The sequence below is a fragment of the Bacillus sp. LBA3-1-1.1 genome (assembly GCF_040676495.1).
GTDB lineage: Bacteria > Bacillota > Bacilli > Bacillales > Bacillaceae_G > Bacillus_A > Bacillus_A nitratireducens.
Window position 1 is genome coordinate 20,239 of record NZ_JBEGIB010000016.1, and the last position, 15,571, is coordinate 35,809.

21 protein-coding genes are annotated in these 15,571 nt (G+C 34.4%); 9 read left to right on the plus strand and 12 right to left on the minus strand.

Annotation, left to right across the window (positions count from 1 at the left end; all coding sequences use genetic code 11):
- Positions 1 to 289: 289 nt before the first annotated feature.
- Both MRBLBA3_RS14470 and MRBLBA3_RS14475 read right to left on the minus strand, forming a co-directional pair.
- Positions 290 to 832, minus strand: a complete 543-nt coding sequence (locus tag MRBLBA3_RS14470; protein WP_070142282.1) for a site-specific integrase — start codon at positions 830 to 832, stop codon at positions 290 to 292.
- Positions 829 to 1,299 (minus strand): ArpU family phage packaging/lysis transcriptional regulator, encoded by a 471-nt coding sequence (locus MRBLBA3_RS14475; protein ID WP_363381817.1) that lies wholly within the window; start codon positions 1,297 to 1,299, stop codon positions 829 to 831. Before MRBLBA3_RS14475 ends, MRBLBA3_RS14470 begins: the two co-directional genes overlap by 4 nt.
- A gap of 456 nt (positions 1,300 to 1,755) precedes the next feature.
- Between MRBLBA3_RS14475 and MRBLBA3_RS14480 the strand changes: the two genes are divergently transcribed.
- The 5 genes from MRBLBA3_RS14480 (at position 1,756) to MRBLBA3_RS14500 (ending at position 5,946) form a co-directional block, all read left to right on the plus strand.
- Positions 1,756 to 2,328 carry a hypothetical protein gene (locus MRBLBA3_RS14480; RefSeq protein ID WP_363381819.1) on the plus strand — a complete coding sequence of 191 codons (573 nt, stop codon included), beginning with the start codon at positions 1,756 to 1,758 and terminating at the stop codon, positions 2,326 to 2,328.
- A 240-nt stretch (positions 2,329 to 2,568) separates the two neighbouring features.
- A complete protein-coding gene (locus MRBLBA3_RS14485) occupies positions 2,569 to 3,288 on the plus strand; it encodes a hypothetical protein (RefSeq protein WP_363381821.1) in 720 nt (239 codons plus the stop codon).
- Positions 3,289 to 3,586: 298 nt separating this feature from the next.
- Positions 3,587 to 3,802, plus strand: a complete 216-nt coding sequence (locus tag MRBLBA3_RS14490) for a spore germination protein (RefSeq protein ID WP_193648787.1) — start codon at positions 3,587 to 3,589, stop codon at positions 3,800 to 3,802.
- Positions 3,803 to 4,905: 1,103 nt separating this feature from the next.
- The gene (locus MRBLBA3_RS14495; protein ID WP_000141885.1) at positions 4,906 to 5,154 is read left to right on the plus strand and encodes a hypothetical protein; all 249 of its coding nucleotides are present in this window, start codon (positions 4,906 to 4,908) and stop codon (positions 5,152 to 5,154) included.
- 192 nt (positions 5,155 to 5,346) lie between these two features.
- Positions 5,347 to 5,946: an undecaprenyl-diphosphatase gene (locus tag MRBLBA3_RS14500; protein ID WP_000010617.1), complete on the plus strand. Its 600-nt coding sequence runs from the start codon at positions 5,347 to 5,349 to the stop codon at positions 5,944 to 5,946.
- An 857-nt stretch (positions 5,947 to 6,803) separates the two neighbouring features.
- On the opposite strand, the gene MRBLBA3_RS14505 is transcribed toward MRBLBA3_RS14500, so the two are convergent.
- The 10 genes from MRBLBA3_RS14505 to MRBLBA3_RS14550 form a co-directional block, all read right to left on the minus strand.
- Positions 6,804 to 6,995: a DUF3954 domain-containing protein gene (locus MRBLBA3_RS14505; protein ID WP_002192662.1), complete on the minus strand. Its 192-nt coding sequence runs from the start codon at positions 6,993 to 6,995 to the stop codon at positions 6,804 to 6,806.
- A 69-nt stretch (positions 6,996 to 7,064) separates the two neighbouring features.
- A complete protein-coding gene (locus MRBLBA3_RS14510; protein ID WP_098402100.1) occupies positions 7,065 to 7,427 on the minus strand; it encodes a cell division protein SepF in 363 nt (120 codons plus the stop codon).
- Complete coding sequence (locus MRBLBA3_RS14515) at positions 7,402 to 7,590, minus strand: hypothetical protein (RefSeq protein WP_363381824.1); 189 nt, start codon at positions 7,588 to 7,590, stop codon at positions 7,402 to 7,404. The genes MRBLBA3_RS14510 and MRBLBA3_RS14515 overlap by 26 nt, the downstream gene beginning before the upstream one ends.
- Positions 7,591 to 7,592: 2 nt before the next feature.
- Positions 7,593 to 8,915: a replicative DNA helicase gene (gene dnaB / locus MRBLBA3_RS14520; protein ID WP_336149596.1), complete on the minus strand. Its 1,323-nt coding sequence runs from the start codon at positions 8,913 to 8,915 to the stop codon at positions 7,593 to 7,595.
- On the minus strand, positions 8,912 to 9,856 hold the full coding sequence (locus tag MRBLBA3_RS14525; protein WP_363381826.1) for a DnaD domain-containing protein: 945 nt from the start codon (positions 9,854 to 9,856) through the stop codon (positions 8,912 to 8,914). The genes dnaB and MRBLBA3_RS14525 overlap by 4 nt, the downstream gene beginning before the upstream one ends.
- Positions 9,857 to 10,133: 277 nt before the next feature.
- On the minus strand, positions 10,134 to 10,418 hold the full coding sequence (locus MRBLBA3_RS14530) for a hypothetical protein (protein ID WP_336149598.1): 285 nt from the start codon (positions 10,416 to 10,418) through the stop codon (positions 10,134 to 10,136).
- A gap of 183 nt (positions 10,419 to 10,601) precedes the next feature.
- Complete coding sequence (locus MRBLBA3_RS14535; RefSeq protein ID WP_336149599.1) at positions 10,602 to 10,823, minus strand: RNA polymerase subunit sigma; 222 nt, start codon at positions 10,821 to 10,823, stop codon at positions 10,602 to 10,604.
- Between the two features lie 13 nt (positions 10,824 to 10,836).
- A complete protein-coding gene (locus MRBLBA3_RS14540; RefSeq protein WP_336149600.1) occupies positions 10,837 to 11,424 on the minus strand; it encodes a sporulation sigma factor-processing peptidase in 588 nt (195 codons plus the stop codon).
- Between the two features lie 90 nt (positions 11,425 to 11,514).
- Positions 11,515 to 11,763, minus strand: coding sequence for a hypothetical protein (locus tag MRBLBA3_RS14545; protein WP_336149601.1), 249 nt, complete (start codon positions 11,761 to 11,763; stop codon positions 11,515 to 11,517).
- A 32-nt stretch (positions 11,764 to 11,795) separates the two neighbouring features.
- Entirely contained in the window at positions 11,796 to 11,987 is a 192-nt protein-coding gene (locus MRBLBA3_RS14550) for a helix-turn-helix transcriptional regulator (protein ID WP_336149602.1), read from the minus strand.
- A gap of 172 nt (positions 11,988 to 12,159) precedes the next feature.
- Here MRBLBA3_RS14550 and MRBLBA3_RS14555 point away from each other — a divergent pair, with 172 nt between their 5' ends.
- The 4 genes from MRBLBA3_RS14555 (at position 12,160) to MRBLBA3_RS14570 (ending at position 15,533) form a co-directional block, all read left to right on the plus strand.
- Positions 12,160 to 12,597 carry a helix-turn-helix domain-containing protein gene (locus tag MRBLBA3_RS14555; protein ID WP_336149603.1) on the plus strand — a complete coding sequence of 146 codons (438 nt, stop codon included), beginning with the start codon at positions 12,160 to 12,162 and terminating at the stop codon, positions 12,595 to 12,597.
- 12 nt (positions 12,598 to 12,609) lie between these two features.
- A complete protein-coding gene (locus tag MRBLBA3_RS14560) occupies positions 12,610 to 13,065 on the plus strand; it encodes an ImmA/IrrE family metallo-endopeptidase (protein WP_336149604.1) in 456 nt (151 codons plus the stop codon).
- A 75-nt stretch (positions 13,066 to 13,140) separates the two neighbouring features.
- Positions 13,141 to 13,890, plus strand: a complete 750-nt coding sequence (locus MRBLBA3_RS14565; protein ID WP_363381830.1) for a hypothetical protein — start codon at positions 13,141 to 13,143, stop codon at positions 13,888 to 13,890.
- Between the two features lie 95 nt (positions 13,891 to 13,985).
- Complete coding sequence (locus MRBLBA3_RS14570) at positions 13,986 to 15,533, plus strand: recombinase family protein (RefSeq protein WP_363381832.1); 1,548 nt, start codon at positions 13,986 to 13,988, stop codon at positions 15,531 to 15,533.
- Positions 15,534 to 15,571 lie beyond the last annotated feature (38 nt).

Here is a 15,571-nt window from a genome sequence, read left to right on the forward strand (position 1 = left end):
GAATCTTGTGAGCAATGTTTTCCGCCACTACTCACAATACAAATATAACACGCTAATTCCAAAACAACCGGCACATTTACTGTCAAAAAGCGGTCACGACTCTGCCACTTATTTTAATTCATCACTCTTATGTATTTCTTGCTAATGACTTACCCATATCTTATATTTTGTGTAACTGCCCCTATCGCTGAATCGCTTGATATTCATAGCTTCATAATACTTTCCCTTTTGAGTTACACAACGCATAAAAAATGGGTAATTATAAAAACAAAAAATTAAAAGGACGTTGCTATATTTTAAATCGGGTCATAGCCTTATCCATTGCATCTTGGTTTACACCGATATATCTAAGGGTCACCTTCTCGCTTGAATGATTGAATATCTCCATTAGCAAAGCAATATTCTTCGTTTGCATGTACATATGATATCCGAATGTTTTTCTTAATGTATGGGTCCCTATCTCCTTTAAGCCAAACTCTGCTGCTGTACTTCTGAGTATCTTGTAAGCCATGCTGCGCCCAATTGGTCTATTAGTACCTTCACGACTTTTAATTACATACTCACTGTCATCTCGTTCTTCAATGTACCAACGCAATTCTCTTTTTAACGCCGGAGTTAATTGAATACGTTTTTGTTTCCCTGTCTTTTTTTCTCTCATTGAAATATGGCTACCTTTCAAATCACCTATCTTCAATTTGAGAATGTCACTAATACGTAAACCTGTGTTAATTCCCATTACAAACAAAATAAAATTACGTTCGCTGTTTTCTTTCAGATATTCTTTAATCTGTTGTATTTGCTCTGGATCACGGATAGGTTGAACAAAGTTCATAGGTTATCTCCTCCATTCTGTTCTTCTGTCTCATATACTTCTAATCTAAGAGCAAAAGCTAGTTTATAAAAAGCATTAGATTTATTTCGTCTATATGTACGTTCACTCATACCAATCTCGTTATAAACCATGTAATCAAAAACTTCTTCATCTTCTAAATATCGTTTTACAATAATGTCCCTTTGGCTTTTGCTAAAACGACTTAATGCCTTATCAATTTGAAAAGATAAACGTTGTAATTTCACTTCTCTTTCACTCATAGCAACATTTGCTAAAGCAACATCTTCAGCTGGCTTTCCTACTATGTTTGTTGGACCATGATATCTTACCTCACAAGAAGCTGTGACCTTCATCTCATTTCTAATCATCCCGAATTGTCTATTAATACGAACATTTTCAAGAATCTCTTCTAAACGGACTTGTGTTGCTTTACGATCAATTTTAGGTAAGAAAGTTAATTGCGTCATATATAAAAACACTCCTTATCTATTTTATTAATAAAAAACAAAAAGCGGACACCAAACCATAGAGCACTATCGCTTATGCTCTTTATGGTTTGATGTCCGCTGGTTCTTCCAGTAGGACTAAATATTTAATTTTTATTTATTATACCATTTTTATACCATTTATCTATTTTTACACCATTTATCCATTTTTCTATTCAAACGATTATTTTGTCTAAATGTTCGCCCTGCATTTCATAGACCTTTTTTAAGTTGAAAGCACGCTATCTCTTATATGAATGAGAAGGAGTAATATGCTTTTTATGAATGTAAATCAGAAGCAAAAATTTTTTTATTGTCAAAGAATCATATTGATATATGACAACAGCTCATTTTTTAAAATTTCTTGTCAAAAACAAGCATATATAGTGTAGAAAACATATTCTACACTATATGTTATCAAAAAGTGAGGAAACGTATATGAATTCACATCATAAGAAAGATTTCATTAATATAAGCGCACCTTATTTCCCGCATATCGATTTATCGATATTTCCGAAAATTCAAAAACCAATAAAATCATCGCGATCCCCAAAAACTCAAAAAACAAAACAATCATTAAAAGCTCCAAAATCCCAAACGTTGTGTTGCAGACAAATTGTTGAGCATAAAATCCAGTTAGTTCCTCCCGCAAAAAAAGGAACCGTCAAAGTTGATAAACAGATATTCACTACGATTGAAAAGGTGTGTTCAGAAGTAGTCGTCATTACTGGATATATCCGAAAAACTGTTACTTATACTGCAGTAACTCATAACAGAGAGATTCCAAATCATATTCAAGATGATGTTCCCTTCCAGTGTCTTATAGAATCAACGGACATTAAAGAAAATCATCAATTTAGCATCGTCGAGAAAAAAATACTTGGTGAAGTTTTTGCACGTGAAGCTAACTTTGGAAGTTCAAATGGTTTTCGATCGTATAGACAAACCCTTGCTTTCAATTTTATAGAGAAGGATGTTATAAAAGTTTCCATAAAAACGATTACTAAGTAAATCAATATCCTTCCATCATAAATATAAAATCAGATCATTTTAGAGACTAAATCCGCAGTTCCGGATCTCTCTAAGATGAAATAACTTATTTATTTGCTGAAAAATAGGAATCTTGTCCAAGATATCCTCCTATACAAGCTCTGTCTCTACTTCATATTCTATAGTAGAAGCAATAGCATTCTATTTGACTTCGAAATGTACTGAGAGAATATTATTTATTGAACTAAGGAGGAATAATGAATGGTTTGCCCACTTATTAATCCAACAACTTGTTGCCAAGTTGTTGTTGAGCGCACAACGCAGCTTGTCCCCCCAGCACTTGCAGGTACCGTTACCTTTACACAAACTGTTGAAGCGGATATTGAAAATGTAATCCCAGAAAAGGTTGTAATTTGCGGAGTAGTTCGTAAAACGTTAACTTACACTGCTGTTTTAGAAAATGGCACTCTAGTGCCGGGTTTTCAAGTTTTTGATGATATCCCTTTTCAATGTGTCATTGACCGTGAAGATGCCAATGAAGGAGACCTTTTCGAGGTCACAGGTGCAGCAATTCTTGGACAAGTTTCTGCCCAAGAACAAAATTTTGGATTTATAGACGGATTACGAGTTGCTTTTAAATTCAAAGAAAAGGAGATTGTCAAAGTCTGCGTTAGGAGATTGCCAGTCACTGGTACAGAAGTGGCTATTGGACTAGCGTTTACAAGTGAAGATTGTAACGTTCCTGTTGTAGCACCTGGTCGTTTGTTAGTAAATGGCATAGGATTTGCAGGAATACCAGTCACGTTCACAATACAAGGTGCAGCGACTGTTTCTCCAACTACAGTGTTTACAGAAGAAGGCGGATTTTTTAGTACGAATGTTACTGCTACTGGGCCTGGAAATATAACTCTTATAGCGTCTGGTACGGTAAATGGATTTCCTTTCTTTGGAGAAACGACTACAACTTCACCTTGTCCATAATAAAGTGAAACTTCCATTTAGAGGATTAAATAAGTAATAGTCTTTAACACCGAATACCAATTTATTCAAATTATAATATCATCCGACACTACTATGGATGAAAATTAGCGCTTTTGAAAGTGCTCTTTGCCATTTTAGGAAAGGTTCTGTTGGAGACAACAGGACCTTTTTTCGTAAAAGGATTATTTTGTTATGTTTTCTAACAAACTTCATTTCAAAATTTTCAGATCCAGATGAACCTCTAGACACATACACCATATACTAATTTAAATATTTTCTAGGAAAGCAGGTGAAAACTATGCCATCTATTGTTGGAAATCTGGTTGTACAAAATAGTAACGGTTCTTTCAATTTAGGTGATTTTTATAACGTTTCTCCAAAGGAAAATACAAAAGCTTATAATGGTTCAGGATCATCCACTGTTGCTTTTGTTGCCAATACCTTTAGCGGTGTTAGTGCAACAAACACATTCGATTCTGATGTTGCAGACCAAAACCAAGTTGGAACAGTCTAAAATTACTTATTTCCTTCTATCCTCCTGAATAAAACTCAATATTCCGTCAATACTGTATATGACATTAGATTTTCTCCTTGTTCCCCCTTGGAGATGAGCAGTTAGCTAATTGAGCTAGCTGCTTTGTTTTTTAACCATTTTTGTAGGAATACAATTTATATGCATAATTTCTGAAGTGAGATCTATACTATATTTAGGTCTTAACATCTAAAACCCTTATTTCAGTCTTAGACCTAATAAAGCGCTCCTCTCTCTTACTTGGGGCTAAGCAGTTAGCTTTTGCTAGCTGCTTTTTTAAATTTATCTGAATAAAATTCCAAAACTTCCACATAATATCTACAAGTTGTTCAATTCCTGAATAACGACCTTTTTCTTTTGTTAACAAGTTGCAATGGAGCAGTTAGCTTTTGCTAGCTGTTCTTTTGTTTTCACCATTTAAGCAGGGTTAGAATATATTAAATTCTACCTTTCTTTATAACGTGAGCTGGCCACTTACGCTATTTTTACAAAGGGCACTAATTGATAGTGCTCTTTTTAGTTTTTTTACAAAATGAAATTTTTATTAGATTATTTTCGCATAACATTTTCAACTCTGTTCATACTATAGTTGTAATTCGCAATTACAAAAGCAATATTTGATAAGCACCGTTTTCTTTTCTTAACAGGACAGCTAGCTAATCACGCTAGCTGTTTTATTGTATAAAATAGCGTTTTTGTTTAGTTATACCACACCGAGACATATAGACAACTATATATTTTGGTGTTAAAATGTTATTGTGATTCTCATATGGTTTCACACGCGACTTTTTCTCTGTTTATGGGGCTCTTACATAATTGTAAGAGCTATTTTTTTATTCAAATTAAGACTTTTTTCACTTTTCCGATACATTCATGAAACATTCATGTGTTATCCTCAGTACGTTCTATTCTTTTTATAAAATCGTGTGAGATATACCAACACAAGAAGCCCTAAAGCCCTAACTCTAGGGCTTCTTCATTTAAAATAAGGATTTTGTTTGACTCTAGTTCTTACATAAGACCGACTAGACACTAACTTTTTATGTAGTACAATTCCTATCAGAAAAACGTTAGGAGATTTATTTATGACTTTTGAAGATAATCGTAAATTAGGAATTCAACAAGGATGTATAGTAATTACAGATCAATCGCAATATCTTGTTGTTAAAAAGAATGAAAATTATTCTTTATTAAACATCGCAACTGCGGAATGCATAAACTTTGAAGTTTCACTTGAACATCTTGAAGAAATGGTCCAAGTAGATTTAAAAGAAAAAATTCAAGATATCATTCCACCAGAGAATATTAAAATAGTAGCTCAAAACAGAATATAAAATGTATTTTCTAAGGGCACTTTCGATAGTGCTCTTTTTTCATGAACAGTTTCAAATAACTATTTTATTAAAAATCTTTAATGAGCTAATCCTTACAGTTTTGTAAGACTAATGTCACTCAAATCAATTTTTTCACTATAAACTCTTCACTATAATTTTCCTTATACACAAAAAATAAGGAGCGATTTAAAAATGTCTTTTTCTCAATTAAATATTGATGCTTTTCGAGCTATCAATGATTTAGGGAAGCAATATTCATCTCTAAACTCCACTATGGTATTTTTAGCGGAATATATGGTGTATGTTTTAGGTTTAATTATTATGGCTTATTGGTTTACTCAATCTAGAAAAAACAAAATGATGATTATTCAAGCAATAGTTGCTTTCGTAACTGCTGAAATAATTGGAAAATTAGCAGGGAATTTGCATTTGAATTATCAACCATTTGCAGTATTACCTAATGTTAATAAACTTGTCGATCATGCAGTAGATAATTCATTTCCTAGCGACCATACGATTCTATTTTTTTCAATTTGTTTTTCATTCTGGCTTGTTCGTAAAAAGGCTAGATGGTTATGGCTTGTACTTGCATTCTGCGTAGCTATTTCTCGTATTTGGGTAGGAGTTCATTATCCTTTCGATGTCATGACTGGAGCTCTAATAGGAATTATTTCAGCACTGTTTTCGTATTGGTTAACACCGAAAATTACATTCATCAAACAATTACTTAATCTTTACGAAAAAATAGAACAGCATGTACTACCATCCAAAAGCAATTCGAAAAACTTTTAATTAATCACAAAGCTTAAAAGATTACATATATTATCGAGTATTTTTTAATATTGTTTTGTTCGAAGAGCGCTCCCTTGGGCGCTCTTTAATTTTAAAATAACGCTTTTGTTACTTTTCCGTAACCACTTTAGGTTTATATACATGTTACAATTTATATGATTTTGCAGATTCCCCTTTGCAAATCCATATATCTGTTCTGCCCTTGTGACCCCAAAATACAAGGGCAGTTTTTAATAAAAAATAACTATTTTGTTTAGTTTTGAACCGTTACATTCCCCTTTACGAATAATCTTTTTTGTATTACACATACTACCTCTAAGCCGATCTCTCCCCGGCTGCACTCTTTCAAAAGGGAAAGCGCTCCTCCGTGCCGTGCAAGAACATGGCGGGCAACTTAATCAGTTGCCCGCTGTTTTTGTGTATAATCGTAAAAATTCTTGTACAAAATAACGCTTTTGTTTAAAAGATGTATATTTTCATACGCAATTCATATACTTTAAATAACCTGTTATGACTTAAACTAATATTTTAGTGCCATTCCACTTTTTTTGAGACAACAAGCCCTCCGGTTGTTGTCTTTTTTCTTTTCTCTATTCAAATAACGCTTTTATCTGAAATTCGTACACATTTTTGACACATCGAATATCACAATTACTTGAAAATTCGTGATAATATTAATTCGTCGAATACGCCAAATTTCGACATGGTACGACAATAGCCTCTCCCCTCCGAAATCCCTGCCCCCGCGGGGATTTCTCCTTTTATTCATTAATTGTTCACTGAGTCTTCATCCTGAACAAAATTCAAAGTTTATTATTACCCCAATTTCCAACTTGTTTGAAAAAATAAAAGCTAGGCTAAATCAACTCTGATTCTCGTTTTTCAATACGAATTACTTTTTTATTCTTGTATATCAAGGACTGCTCACCATGACCACTTATCGGTGGCTCTATTTGACGAACTTGTCCATCTTTCACGATATAAACCATATTTTCAGCTAAAGAAATTTCCGCTCTCATTTCTGCAATATCTTCTTTAATAATCGCCACATTCACCACTCCCATGATATAATTACTTTGTCGAAAGTAGTCGGGAGTATTCTCGGCTTTTTTATTTGCTTATAAATACTGCACAACATTCTCTGGAATAAATGATTGTTCCAAGGATAGATGAAGCCGTATTGGAATCGGCTCTTTGCTATCCCTTGCTCGTTTACATATCGCTTCAGCTTCTTCCCAATCAAACTGTTTATCCTCCACTCGCTTATAACGCCAAATCCCAATTGTATAATCCTCAAATAATTCGTAACGATCATCTGGTGCTGTCGTTAGTTTTAATTCGTCAATCGCCTTTGCTTGGCGTGGTATTTGTACAACAACGTCAGCAAAACGTAGTTTAGAATTTAACCAATGAACATGAGCCTTCTTAGGATCAAATGACACAACTGGTTCAACATCAAAGATTGTTAGCTGCTTTGGCATTGCTTTTCCCCTCCAATAGATGCAAACTTGCTATTAAAATTCCTTCAAGCTGCGTTAACGTTAGTTGATCTAATGTTTGACCATGAATTTCTGATAATCCTAATCCTAGTAATTTACGAATGATTGCTAGTTTTCTACGTTCTACTTCCTGACGTAACAACATGATTAAGCCTCCTGTTGGTGATTGAACTTCCGCTCTAAATTTACAAACTTACTAAACTCTTTAATGAATGCTAGTTCAACAACACCAACTGGACCATTTCTCTGCTTCGCTAAAATAATTTCCGTTATGTTTTTATTTTCTGTTTCACGGTCGTAATAATCTTCACGATATAAGAATGCGATCAAGTCCGCATCTTGCTCAATTTGACCATTTTCACGTAGGTCTGAGAGCAACGGCCTTTTATCTTGTCTACTTTCAACAGCACGGCTTAACTGTGATAATGCAACCACACATACATTTAGCTCTCTTGCCATAAGTTTTAGCTTACGACTTATCTCACCAATCTCTTGCATGCGATTTCCTTTGTGTTTTGGGTCACCTACAATAAGCTGCAAGTAATCAATTGCGACTAGCACCTTTTTGTCTGGGTATTTGCGCTTTAGTTTCCTAGTCTTTGCGTAAATCTCTTGCATCGTTACATTGGCTTTATCGTATATTTCTAGTGGTAAATCATTTATCAAGCCCATAGCCTGACTAATCTTTTCCCAATCCTTTAAATTACATAGCTTTTTAGGATTCTTTAATTTCGTAGCATCTATATTTCCAGTACTTGAGATCATACGCTTAAGTAACTGTTCTTCTCCCATCTCTAGCGAAAAGACTCCCGTTGCTGCATGAGCACTCGCTGCGTGAAAAGCAACGTTTAATACAAATGCTGTTTTCCCCATTGAAGGACGAGCACCAACAATAATTAAATCGCCTTCTTGTAATCCTGCTGTCATTCTGTTTAAGTCGTCATAACCAGTTGGTATACCGGTTAAATCTCCTACATCAATTTGCATATTCTTATAGAGATCAACTAGGGTTTCCTTTAGATTAAATTCATCTGAATAACCTGTTTCCTCAATGGCACTTAGTTCATCAATTGATGTACTAATAGCGCTCATATCTCTTTCATGCTGAAGACGGTTATATAAGTTACCAGCTACCTCTTGAGCATGTCTCATTTTCCAAGCTTCGATAATTAAACCTTCGTGATACGAAAAGTTTTTCGTCGTTGGAACAACTTCGGTTAAGTTTACAAAGAACGCAATACCACCAATTTGATTCATAAAACTGTCTTCAAATTTCCCCATGAGAGCAACAAGATCTATTGGGACTTCTGCATCCTCAAGTTCTCTCATCGCTTTAAAAATCACTTGATGTGTTGGTAAAGAAAACTGTTTCGCCTTTAGCTGACAATCTTTAATTAAATCGCCTTCTTGGATAATGCTACCTAAAACACTTTGTTCAGCTTCTGCGTTACGAATCATATCGTTACTCATTGAACCATCCACCCATTCTGTTGATTAAGTGCTGCAAGCTCTTCATCCGTTGGAATGTTTTTCTCCCATGATTGTTGCTGCTGTATTACGTTCTTAGTAGATTCTGATAAGCCTTTTTGTTGATAAGGTGCTTGTGTCTGCTGTTGTACTTTTGTTAATCGTTGAGCACGAAATGCTTGATCAGCCGCTTCAACATCTGCTACTGTTTTCAATCCCTTAAGATGCCAATCTCTTAAAATCGTATTTACGTAAGTCATGTTTCTCGTATTCTTCTCTAAAGCAATTTTCATAGCTTTTACAACGAGCTCTGCATTTAAATCATCTATCCAAGCGTGAATACCATCTGCGATAAAAGGTGTAATGAATCCGAAGTTTTGTTCGTAAAAAGAAATTGGATTAACCTCAACAACTTCTTCCGCGCCTGCGCGTTCTTCTTGTTGTTGTTCTTTTTCTTTTTCTTCTTCTTTTTCCTTGCTAGGGTCTTGGAAGCCCCTTATAAGCCCCTCCAAACGTACTGATAAATACTCCTTAATTCTTGGAATCTTAAAGTCTTGTTGCACTTCTAATTCCAAGCAAGTTTCATAGAAATCAACTAAAAAATCCTGGTCCTTCACAGATTGAATTTCTTTTAACACACACTTTTCAATGTTCACATTTTTAATCGGATTGAATTTTAACCAGTTGATTAAGAACAACTCTTTTGTTTTTTGGTTGTAATTAATTTTCCCGTACTCTGCAAAACGTTCTAATAGCTTCATAACAGTTTCGCGGTTGTACCCTGTATCCGTTTCAATGATACGAAGTGGAAGCTCATAGATTCCTGATTGAGACGTCTTACTGTTTGTCATCAAATATAAGTAGAAATACTTTTCCTCCGGTGTAAGATCTAAAACAAATGAATCCTGCCAAAATGAAACATGTACTGGTCTATAAACTGCCATATTATTCATCCTCCCGTTTACATATCGCGAATCCGTCCTCTACACGTAATAAGCGATAATTCTTGTATCTTGTTTTGAGATATTGTTTTACTAAGTAAATTAGGTGTTGTTCTGATGTCGCTTGCTGAAGTATCTTAGGATTCAGCAACACTCTATGTAATGATTTGTCTAAAAGCATGCAACACACTCCGTTGTTATACGAATGCTAATTTGATATAATTAATCTGAATATTTTTCCAAAGTCATTTATCTATCACTCTGCCAAGTGATAGATTTTTTATTTTCTACGTGTTACTAAAGAGGCGTTAACTCCTCTTGCTCTTAAATCTTTAATCACTACACGATAACTCATCGATGCCTCACGTTCTTCTTTTGTATCACGAAGCATTTTAAATTCTTTCATACATCGTTCTAGTTCTTCTTCCCAATGATTTGATTCTTCGGCTGATTTTGCATAAAACATGTTATGAATACATGCAACCATACAGTTATGAAGTTTATTCGCAAATGAAAAGTCTCCTGGAAGAACTAGATCATGAAGACGATCGTATTTATGTGTCATGAATTACATCTCCTTTCTATTTGAGTTGATGCTGTACGCATCGTTACAACCAGAAATGGGAAACATTTAAGGGGATGGGAGGAACAGTCCCTTTCTGGTCATAACGACAAGCACAGTGGCTTGTCCATGTAGTAAGCAACATGCTATAATAATTTTGTAGAATCTATTGCGAGCTACTGTTGTCTAGGCGGTAGCTTTTTCTTTTGCCCATTTATGTTTTAAAATGAATGATGCTTCAATAATCTTGATTCGAATTCCCACTAACTTCTTCTCTTGCTTTAACGCAACTGACTTTGAATCCTCACCAAGTGTTTTCGCTATTTTAATTTCACCAGTTAGTTTTGTATCATAGCGAATTAATTCCTTATATTCTCTTAAACTTGGTTTCTTATAATCTACTGTCATTTTCCTTCCTCCTTTACAGCATTTTTGTTAAAGCCATTAAGCTATCCACCGATTGAATAATAACGTTCTCTGACATAGCCTTTTGCAACCAGCTTCTTTGTATTTGTTCCATAATGCCAAAATGAACTTGTTCAAGAGCTTGTACTACACACTGAGTAGCTTGGATTGTATCGAAGATTTCTTTTGCATGAACTGTGTATTCCTGTTTCTTCTTTTCATCCAGCTTCCATGATCTTGTTGCAACTTGTAAGTTCATAATTTCCTTCGCTGCTTTAATCCCCTCTTCAGCCTGTTTAATGTAGTTCATCAATTGTAAATTCACATCTTGAGTTAAACGTGGATCTGTAGGTGGTAAACCAACACCATAAATATGTTTAATCGCTTGTTGATTCAACATTGCTCCTGTTGCATGGCACCAATCCATCGCAAGCTCAAATTCTGGTTTAGAAAGTCCAGATTCAATACGGGTTAATCTTTCATGTGTAATACCAAGGTACTTAGATAATCCTTTCTTCGTTTTCAGCTGAACATTATCACAACATTCTCTAGCATTCTGTAATAATTCCCCTATTGCTGAATTGCAGTATATGCTTGTTCCCATATCTGTTCGCCTCCATATTTAGTTTTCAAATGGTTACAATGAATTTAGTACATATGTAACTTGTCTATTATTCATGTAAAAAGAGAGGAACTATTCCTCAATGTTTTCTTTCACTTGTATTTCTTTGATGATGGCCCAACCAGCCTTGTAATATGCTTGACGGATTTTATCAATATCCTTTTGCGATTTTGGCTCAGGAGCCACAACATGGACTTTCGTTTTTCCAAATTCATAAGTCGCCGCATATTCTTCTTGTTGGCTCATGGTTTCACCTCTTGAAGAGCTTTTTATATGTTTATGCGACGGATCTGTTGGTACTGCCATGTTAGTTGCTGTCATTTTTTCACCTCCAGAAACATTTTGTTTCCTTTTTAACTAAAAAAAAGATCATCAATTGTAGTTTTATAAAAATCAGCTATTTTTTTAGCTAATTCTAATGAAGGTGTCCTGTCACCACGTTCAATTGCCCCTAGCATTTGAGGAGTAATTTTCAAATTCTTTGCTACGACTAATCTTGATTGATTACTTCTAAATTCAATCATTTTATTTCTTTTTTTATTCAACATGTCACCTCCAAAAGAAACATTTTGTTTCCTTATATCTCCAATATAAAGAAACGAATCGTTTCTGTCAATATTTATTAGAAACTTTTTGTTTCCTTTGTGGATTTAGAAACTAAACGTTTCTATAATTAATAAAAAGCGCCTATTCTTATTTAGAAAGAAGGAAGAATTTATGCTTGGAAAAAAAATTTCGGAACTTAGAAAAAAACAAAAACTAAGTCAATATGAACTTGCTGATCGCTTGGGCTTTTCAAGAGGAAAATTGGCTAATTATGAGCAAGGTCAGCGTGAACCAGATTATGATACTTTAAAGAAAATCGCAGACTTTTTTGAGGTATCAACAGATTATCTGTTAGATAGGACACAAACGAAAGAAATGGTATCTAATAATCCATCTAAATTATCCATTAAGGAAGAACGTGATATCGCACGTGATTTAGAAAAAACCTTAGAAGAGCTAGAACACAGCGATGAAGCGTTAATGTTTGACGGAGAACCAATAGACGAACATACAAAAGAAATGATTCGTATTTCTCTGGAGAACTCAATGCGCATGGCAAAACAATTAGCAAAACAAAAATTCACTCCAAACAAGTATAAAAAAGATTGAACGGAGCGAGAAATGGAAATTAAAGTATACGCACTCAAAATCGCAAAAAAACATGAAACAACAAATCCATTTGAAATTGCTAGACGAAAAAATATTATAGTGTTGTTTGAAGACCTTGGGAATACTCTTGGTTTTTACAACACATACAAACGCTTTAAATTCATTCATATTAATAATCAAATCGACGAAACTACTCAACGTTTTGTGTGTGCTCATGAATTAGGACATGCCTTACTTCATCCTAAGGCAAATACTCCCTTCTTGCGCAATCAAACATTTTTTTCAGTAGATCGTTTTGAAATTGAAGCAAATACATTTGCTGTAGAGCTGTTACTTACTGACGAGATAATTTCTGCATACGAGGATACACATTTGTCAATTCAAGAAGTTGCGGAAATTCATGGAGTTCCAGGAGGATTTGCACGTCTAAAAACGTACGCTCCCACTCAAGAGTATTACAAAAATTAATCTTTACCGAAATTAGAGTAAGATGGGACTTTAAAGATATGTGGGGGGCAGTAAATATCAAAGGAGAGAAGCTTAGTGCTTTCAAATTTAATAAATGACGGTATATTAAAAAACATTGCTGCTATCGTAACTATAGTATCTGCTGTGGGAATAATATTAAAAAACTTTATTATTCTCACCACTACAAGTGATTTTGATAAACTTTTCTTTACTAAAGTTTCACGAGCTATTCTAAATATTTTTGATTTTATCCTAGGAACAATTTTAATTTATTGTGTTGCATTTATATGGCCATCTATTTTTATTTTTGATTTTATATCTAATTTGTATATTAATCTTACCCCGAATGGATTTTTAATATTCAAATTAATCAGTAGTCTTTTATGGTTTTTTTTAATGGTTCCAATCATTTATTTTATTAAAAGTACCAAAAGTAAAAAACGTTTCCGTATTATTAAATGGCTTATTTTTTCACATATCATTTTTAGTATTCCTTTTTATAGTATTTTATTTAAGAAACTTATTGAGTGGAATAGCATTGAGCAAATCTTGTCAACTATATGTATACCCTTGCTGGTGAGTGCTTTTTATGTTATAACTTTGTTTCAATATAGAAGTTTCAATCAACCTAAATTTGTTATCACTATTCTATCAGATGAAGATTTACAGAATCGAAAAATTATACATAAGTATACACTCGATGAAAACCGAACCGTATGTTCCTTTGACGATGAATCAAAGGTGAACGTATTTTATGTGTTTAACTTCTCGTCTGAAGTATATCTAAAATATGAAAAGATAAAAAAACGTCCACACCATAAATGATAAGAATCCTCTAGCTCCTTCTTAGGAGCTTTTCTTTTTACTTCTTCTATTTATTTACTTTTCGTATAATAAACTAATAACAAGGAGGTCTAACTATGAAAACCGCAATCTACCTAAGAAAATCCCGCGCCGATCTCGAAGCCGAAGCACGCGGTGAAGGCGAAACTTTAGCAAAACACCGCTCTACCCTACTGAAAATTGCCAAGGAAATGAACTTAAATGTTGTAGCTGTCCGTGAGGAAATCGTTTCTGGTGAGAGTTTAGTAAAACGCCCTGAGATGTTAGCGTTACTTGAAGAAATTGAAGATAACAAATATGACGTTGTTCTTTGTATGGATATGGACCGTTTAGGTCGTGGTGGTATGAAAGAGCAAGGAATCATTTTAGAGACATTTAAACGCTCGAATACGAAGATTATGACACCTAGGAAGACTTATGACCTTAATGATGAGTGGGATGAAGAATACAGCGAATTTGAAGCGTTTATGGCACGTAAGGAGTTAAAGATTATTACACGTCGTATGCAACGCGGTCGTGTTGCCAGTGTAGAGGCCGGAAATTACCTTGGTACACATGCACCATTCGGATATGATATCCATCGTTTAAATAAACGGGAGCGCACTTTAACGATTAATTCAGAAGAGGCTTCTGTTGTAAGAATGATTTTTGATTTGTATGCAAATGAAGATATGGGTGCAAATGCAATTAGGAGCAAGTTAAATGATCTTGGCTACAAAAGTAAGCTAGGAAATGAGTGGAACCCTTATAGCATCTTGGATATATTAAAAAACAATGTGTACATCGGAAAAGTGACGTGGCAAAAACGAAAAGAAGTAAAACGTCCTGACGCTGTGAAACGTAGTTGTGCAAGGCAAGATAAATCAGATTGGATTGTTGCTGATGGAAAACATGAGCCTATCATATCCGAAAGCTTGTTTGAGCAAGTACAAGAAAAGTTAAACTCAAGATATCACGTTCCCTACAATACGAACGGAATTAAAAATCCACTGGCTGGTATTATTAAATGTGCTAAGTGTGGTTATAGCATGGTCCAACGTTACCCGAAAAACCGAAAAGAGGCTATGGATTGTAAACACCGTGGCTGCGAAAACAAATCAAGCTATACTGAGTTAATTGAGAAGCGTTTACTCGAGGCACTAAAAGAATGGTACATCAATTATAAAGCTGATTTTGAAAAACATAAGCAAGATGACAAATTGAAGGAAACGCAAGTTATCCAAATGAATGAGGTCGCATTACGAAAGCTTGAAAAAGAATTAGTGGATGTACAAAAGCAAAAAAATAATTTACATGATTTATTAGAGCGTGGTGTTTACACTGTCGATATGTTTTTAGAACGTTCGAATGTAATTTCTGATCGCATTAATGAAATTACTTCCACGATGGAAAACTTACAGAAAGAAATTAAGACAGAAATAAAAAAGGAAAAAGTGAAGAAAGATACAATCCCTCAAGTCGAACATGTTCTTGATCTGTACTTCAAAACAGATGATCCGAAAAAGAAAAACAGCCTCCTAAAGTCGGTTTTAGAAAAGGCTGTTTATAAGAAAGAAAAATGGCAAAGGCTCGATGATTTCGAACTTGTGCTTTACCCTAAGCTCCCTCAAGATGGCGACATATAAGCGTTCGTGCTTTGTCGTCACCTTGTTGGTGTAATTAG

What these genes read in the sequence shown, in the direction of transcription:
- MRBLBA3_RS14470 (WP_070142282.1), bottom strand. Translation starts at nt 832, where the DNA reads ATGAACTTTGTTCAACCTATCCGTGATCCAGAGCAAATACAACAGATT.
- MRBLBA3_RS14475 (WP_363381817.1), bottom strand. Translation starts at nt 1,299, where the DNA reads ATGACGCAATTAACTTTCTTACCTAAAATTGATCGTAAAGCAACACAA.
- MRBLBA3_RS14480 (WP_363381819.1), top strand. Translation starts at nt 1,756, where the DNA reads ATGAATTCACATCATAAGAAAGATTTCATTAATATAAGCGCACCTTAT.
- MRBLBA3_RS14485 (WP_363381821.1), top strand. Translation starts at nt 2,569, where the DNA reads ATGGTTTGCCCACTTATTAATCCAACAACTTGTTGCCAAGTTGTTGTT.
- MRBLBA3_RS14490 (WP_193648787.1), top strand. Translation starts at nt 3,587, where the DNA reads ATGCCATCTATTGTTGGAAATCTGGTTGTACAAAATAGTAACGGTTCT.
- MRBLBA3_RS14495 (WP_000141885.1), top strand. Translation starts at nt 4,906, where the DNA reads ATGACTTTTGAAGATAATCGTAAATTAGGAATTCAACAAGGATGTATA.
- MRBLBA3_RS14500 (WP_000010617.1), top strand. Translation starts at nt 5,347, where the DNA reads ATGTCTTTTTCTCAATTAAATATTGATGCTTTTCGAGCTATCAATGAT.
- MRBLBA3_RS14510 (WP_098402100.1), bottom strand. Translation starts at nt 7,427, where the DNA reads ATGCCAAAGCAGCTAACAATCTTTGATGTTGAACCAGTTGTGTCATTT.
- MRBLBA3_RS14515 (WP_363381824.1), bottom strand. Translation starts at nt 7,590, where the DNA reads ATGTTGTTACGTCAGGAAGTAGAACGTAGAAAACTAGCAATCATTCGT.
- dnaB (WP_336149596.1), bottom strand. Translation starts at nt 8,915, where the DNA reads ATGAGTAACGATATGATTCGTAACGCAGAAGCTGAACAAAGTGTTTTA.
- MRBLBA3_RS14525 (WP_363381826.1), bottom strand. Translation starts at nt 9,856, where the DNA reads ATGGCAGTTTATAGACCAGTACATGTTTCATTTTGGCAGGATTCATTT.
- MRBLBA3_RS14530 (WP_336149598.1), bottom strand. Translation starts at nt 10,418, where the DNA reads ATGACACATAAATACGATCGTCTTCATGATCTAGTTCTTCCAGGAGAC.
- MRBLBA3_RS14535 (WP_336149599.1), bottom strand. Translation starts at nt 10,823, where the DNA reads ATGACAGTAGATTATAAGAAACCAAGTTTAAGAGAATATAAGGAATTA.
- MRBLBA3_RS14540 (WP_336149600.1), bottom strand. Translation starts at nt 11,424, where the DNA reads ATGGGAACAAGCATATACTGCAATTCAGCAATAGGGGAATTATTACAG.
- MRBLBA3_RS14545 (WP_336149601.1), bottom strand. Translation starts at nt 11,763, where the DNA reads ATGACAGCAACTAACATGGCAGTACCAACAGATCCGTCGCATAAACAT.
- MRBLBA3_RS14555 (WP_336149603.1), top strand. Translation starts at nt 12,160, where the DNA reads ATGCTTGGAAAAAAAATTTCGGAACTTAGAAAAAAACAAAAACTAAGT.
- MRBLBA3_RS14560 (WP_336149604.1), top strand. Translation starts at nt 12,610, where the DNA reads ATGGAAATTAAAGTATACGCACTCAAAATCGCAAAAAAACATGAAACA.
- MRBLBA3_RS14570 (WP_363381832.1), top strand. Translation starts at nt 13,986, where the DNA reads ATGAAAACCGCAATCTACCTAAGAAAATCCCGCGCCGATCTCGAAGCC.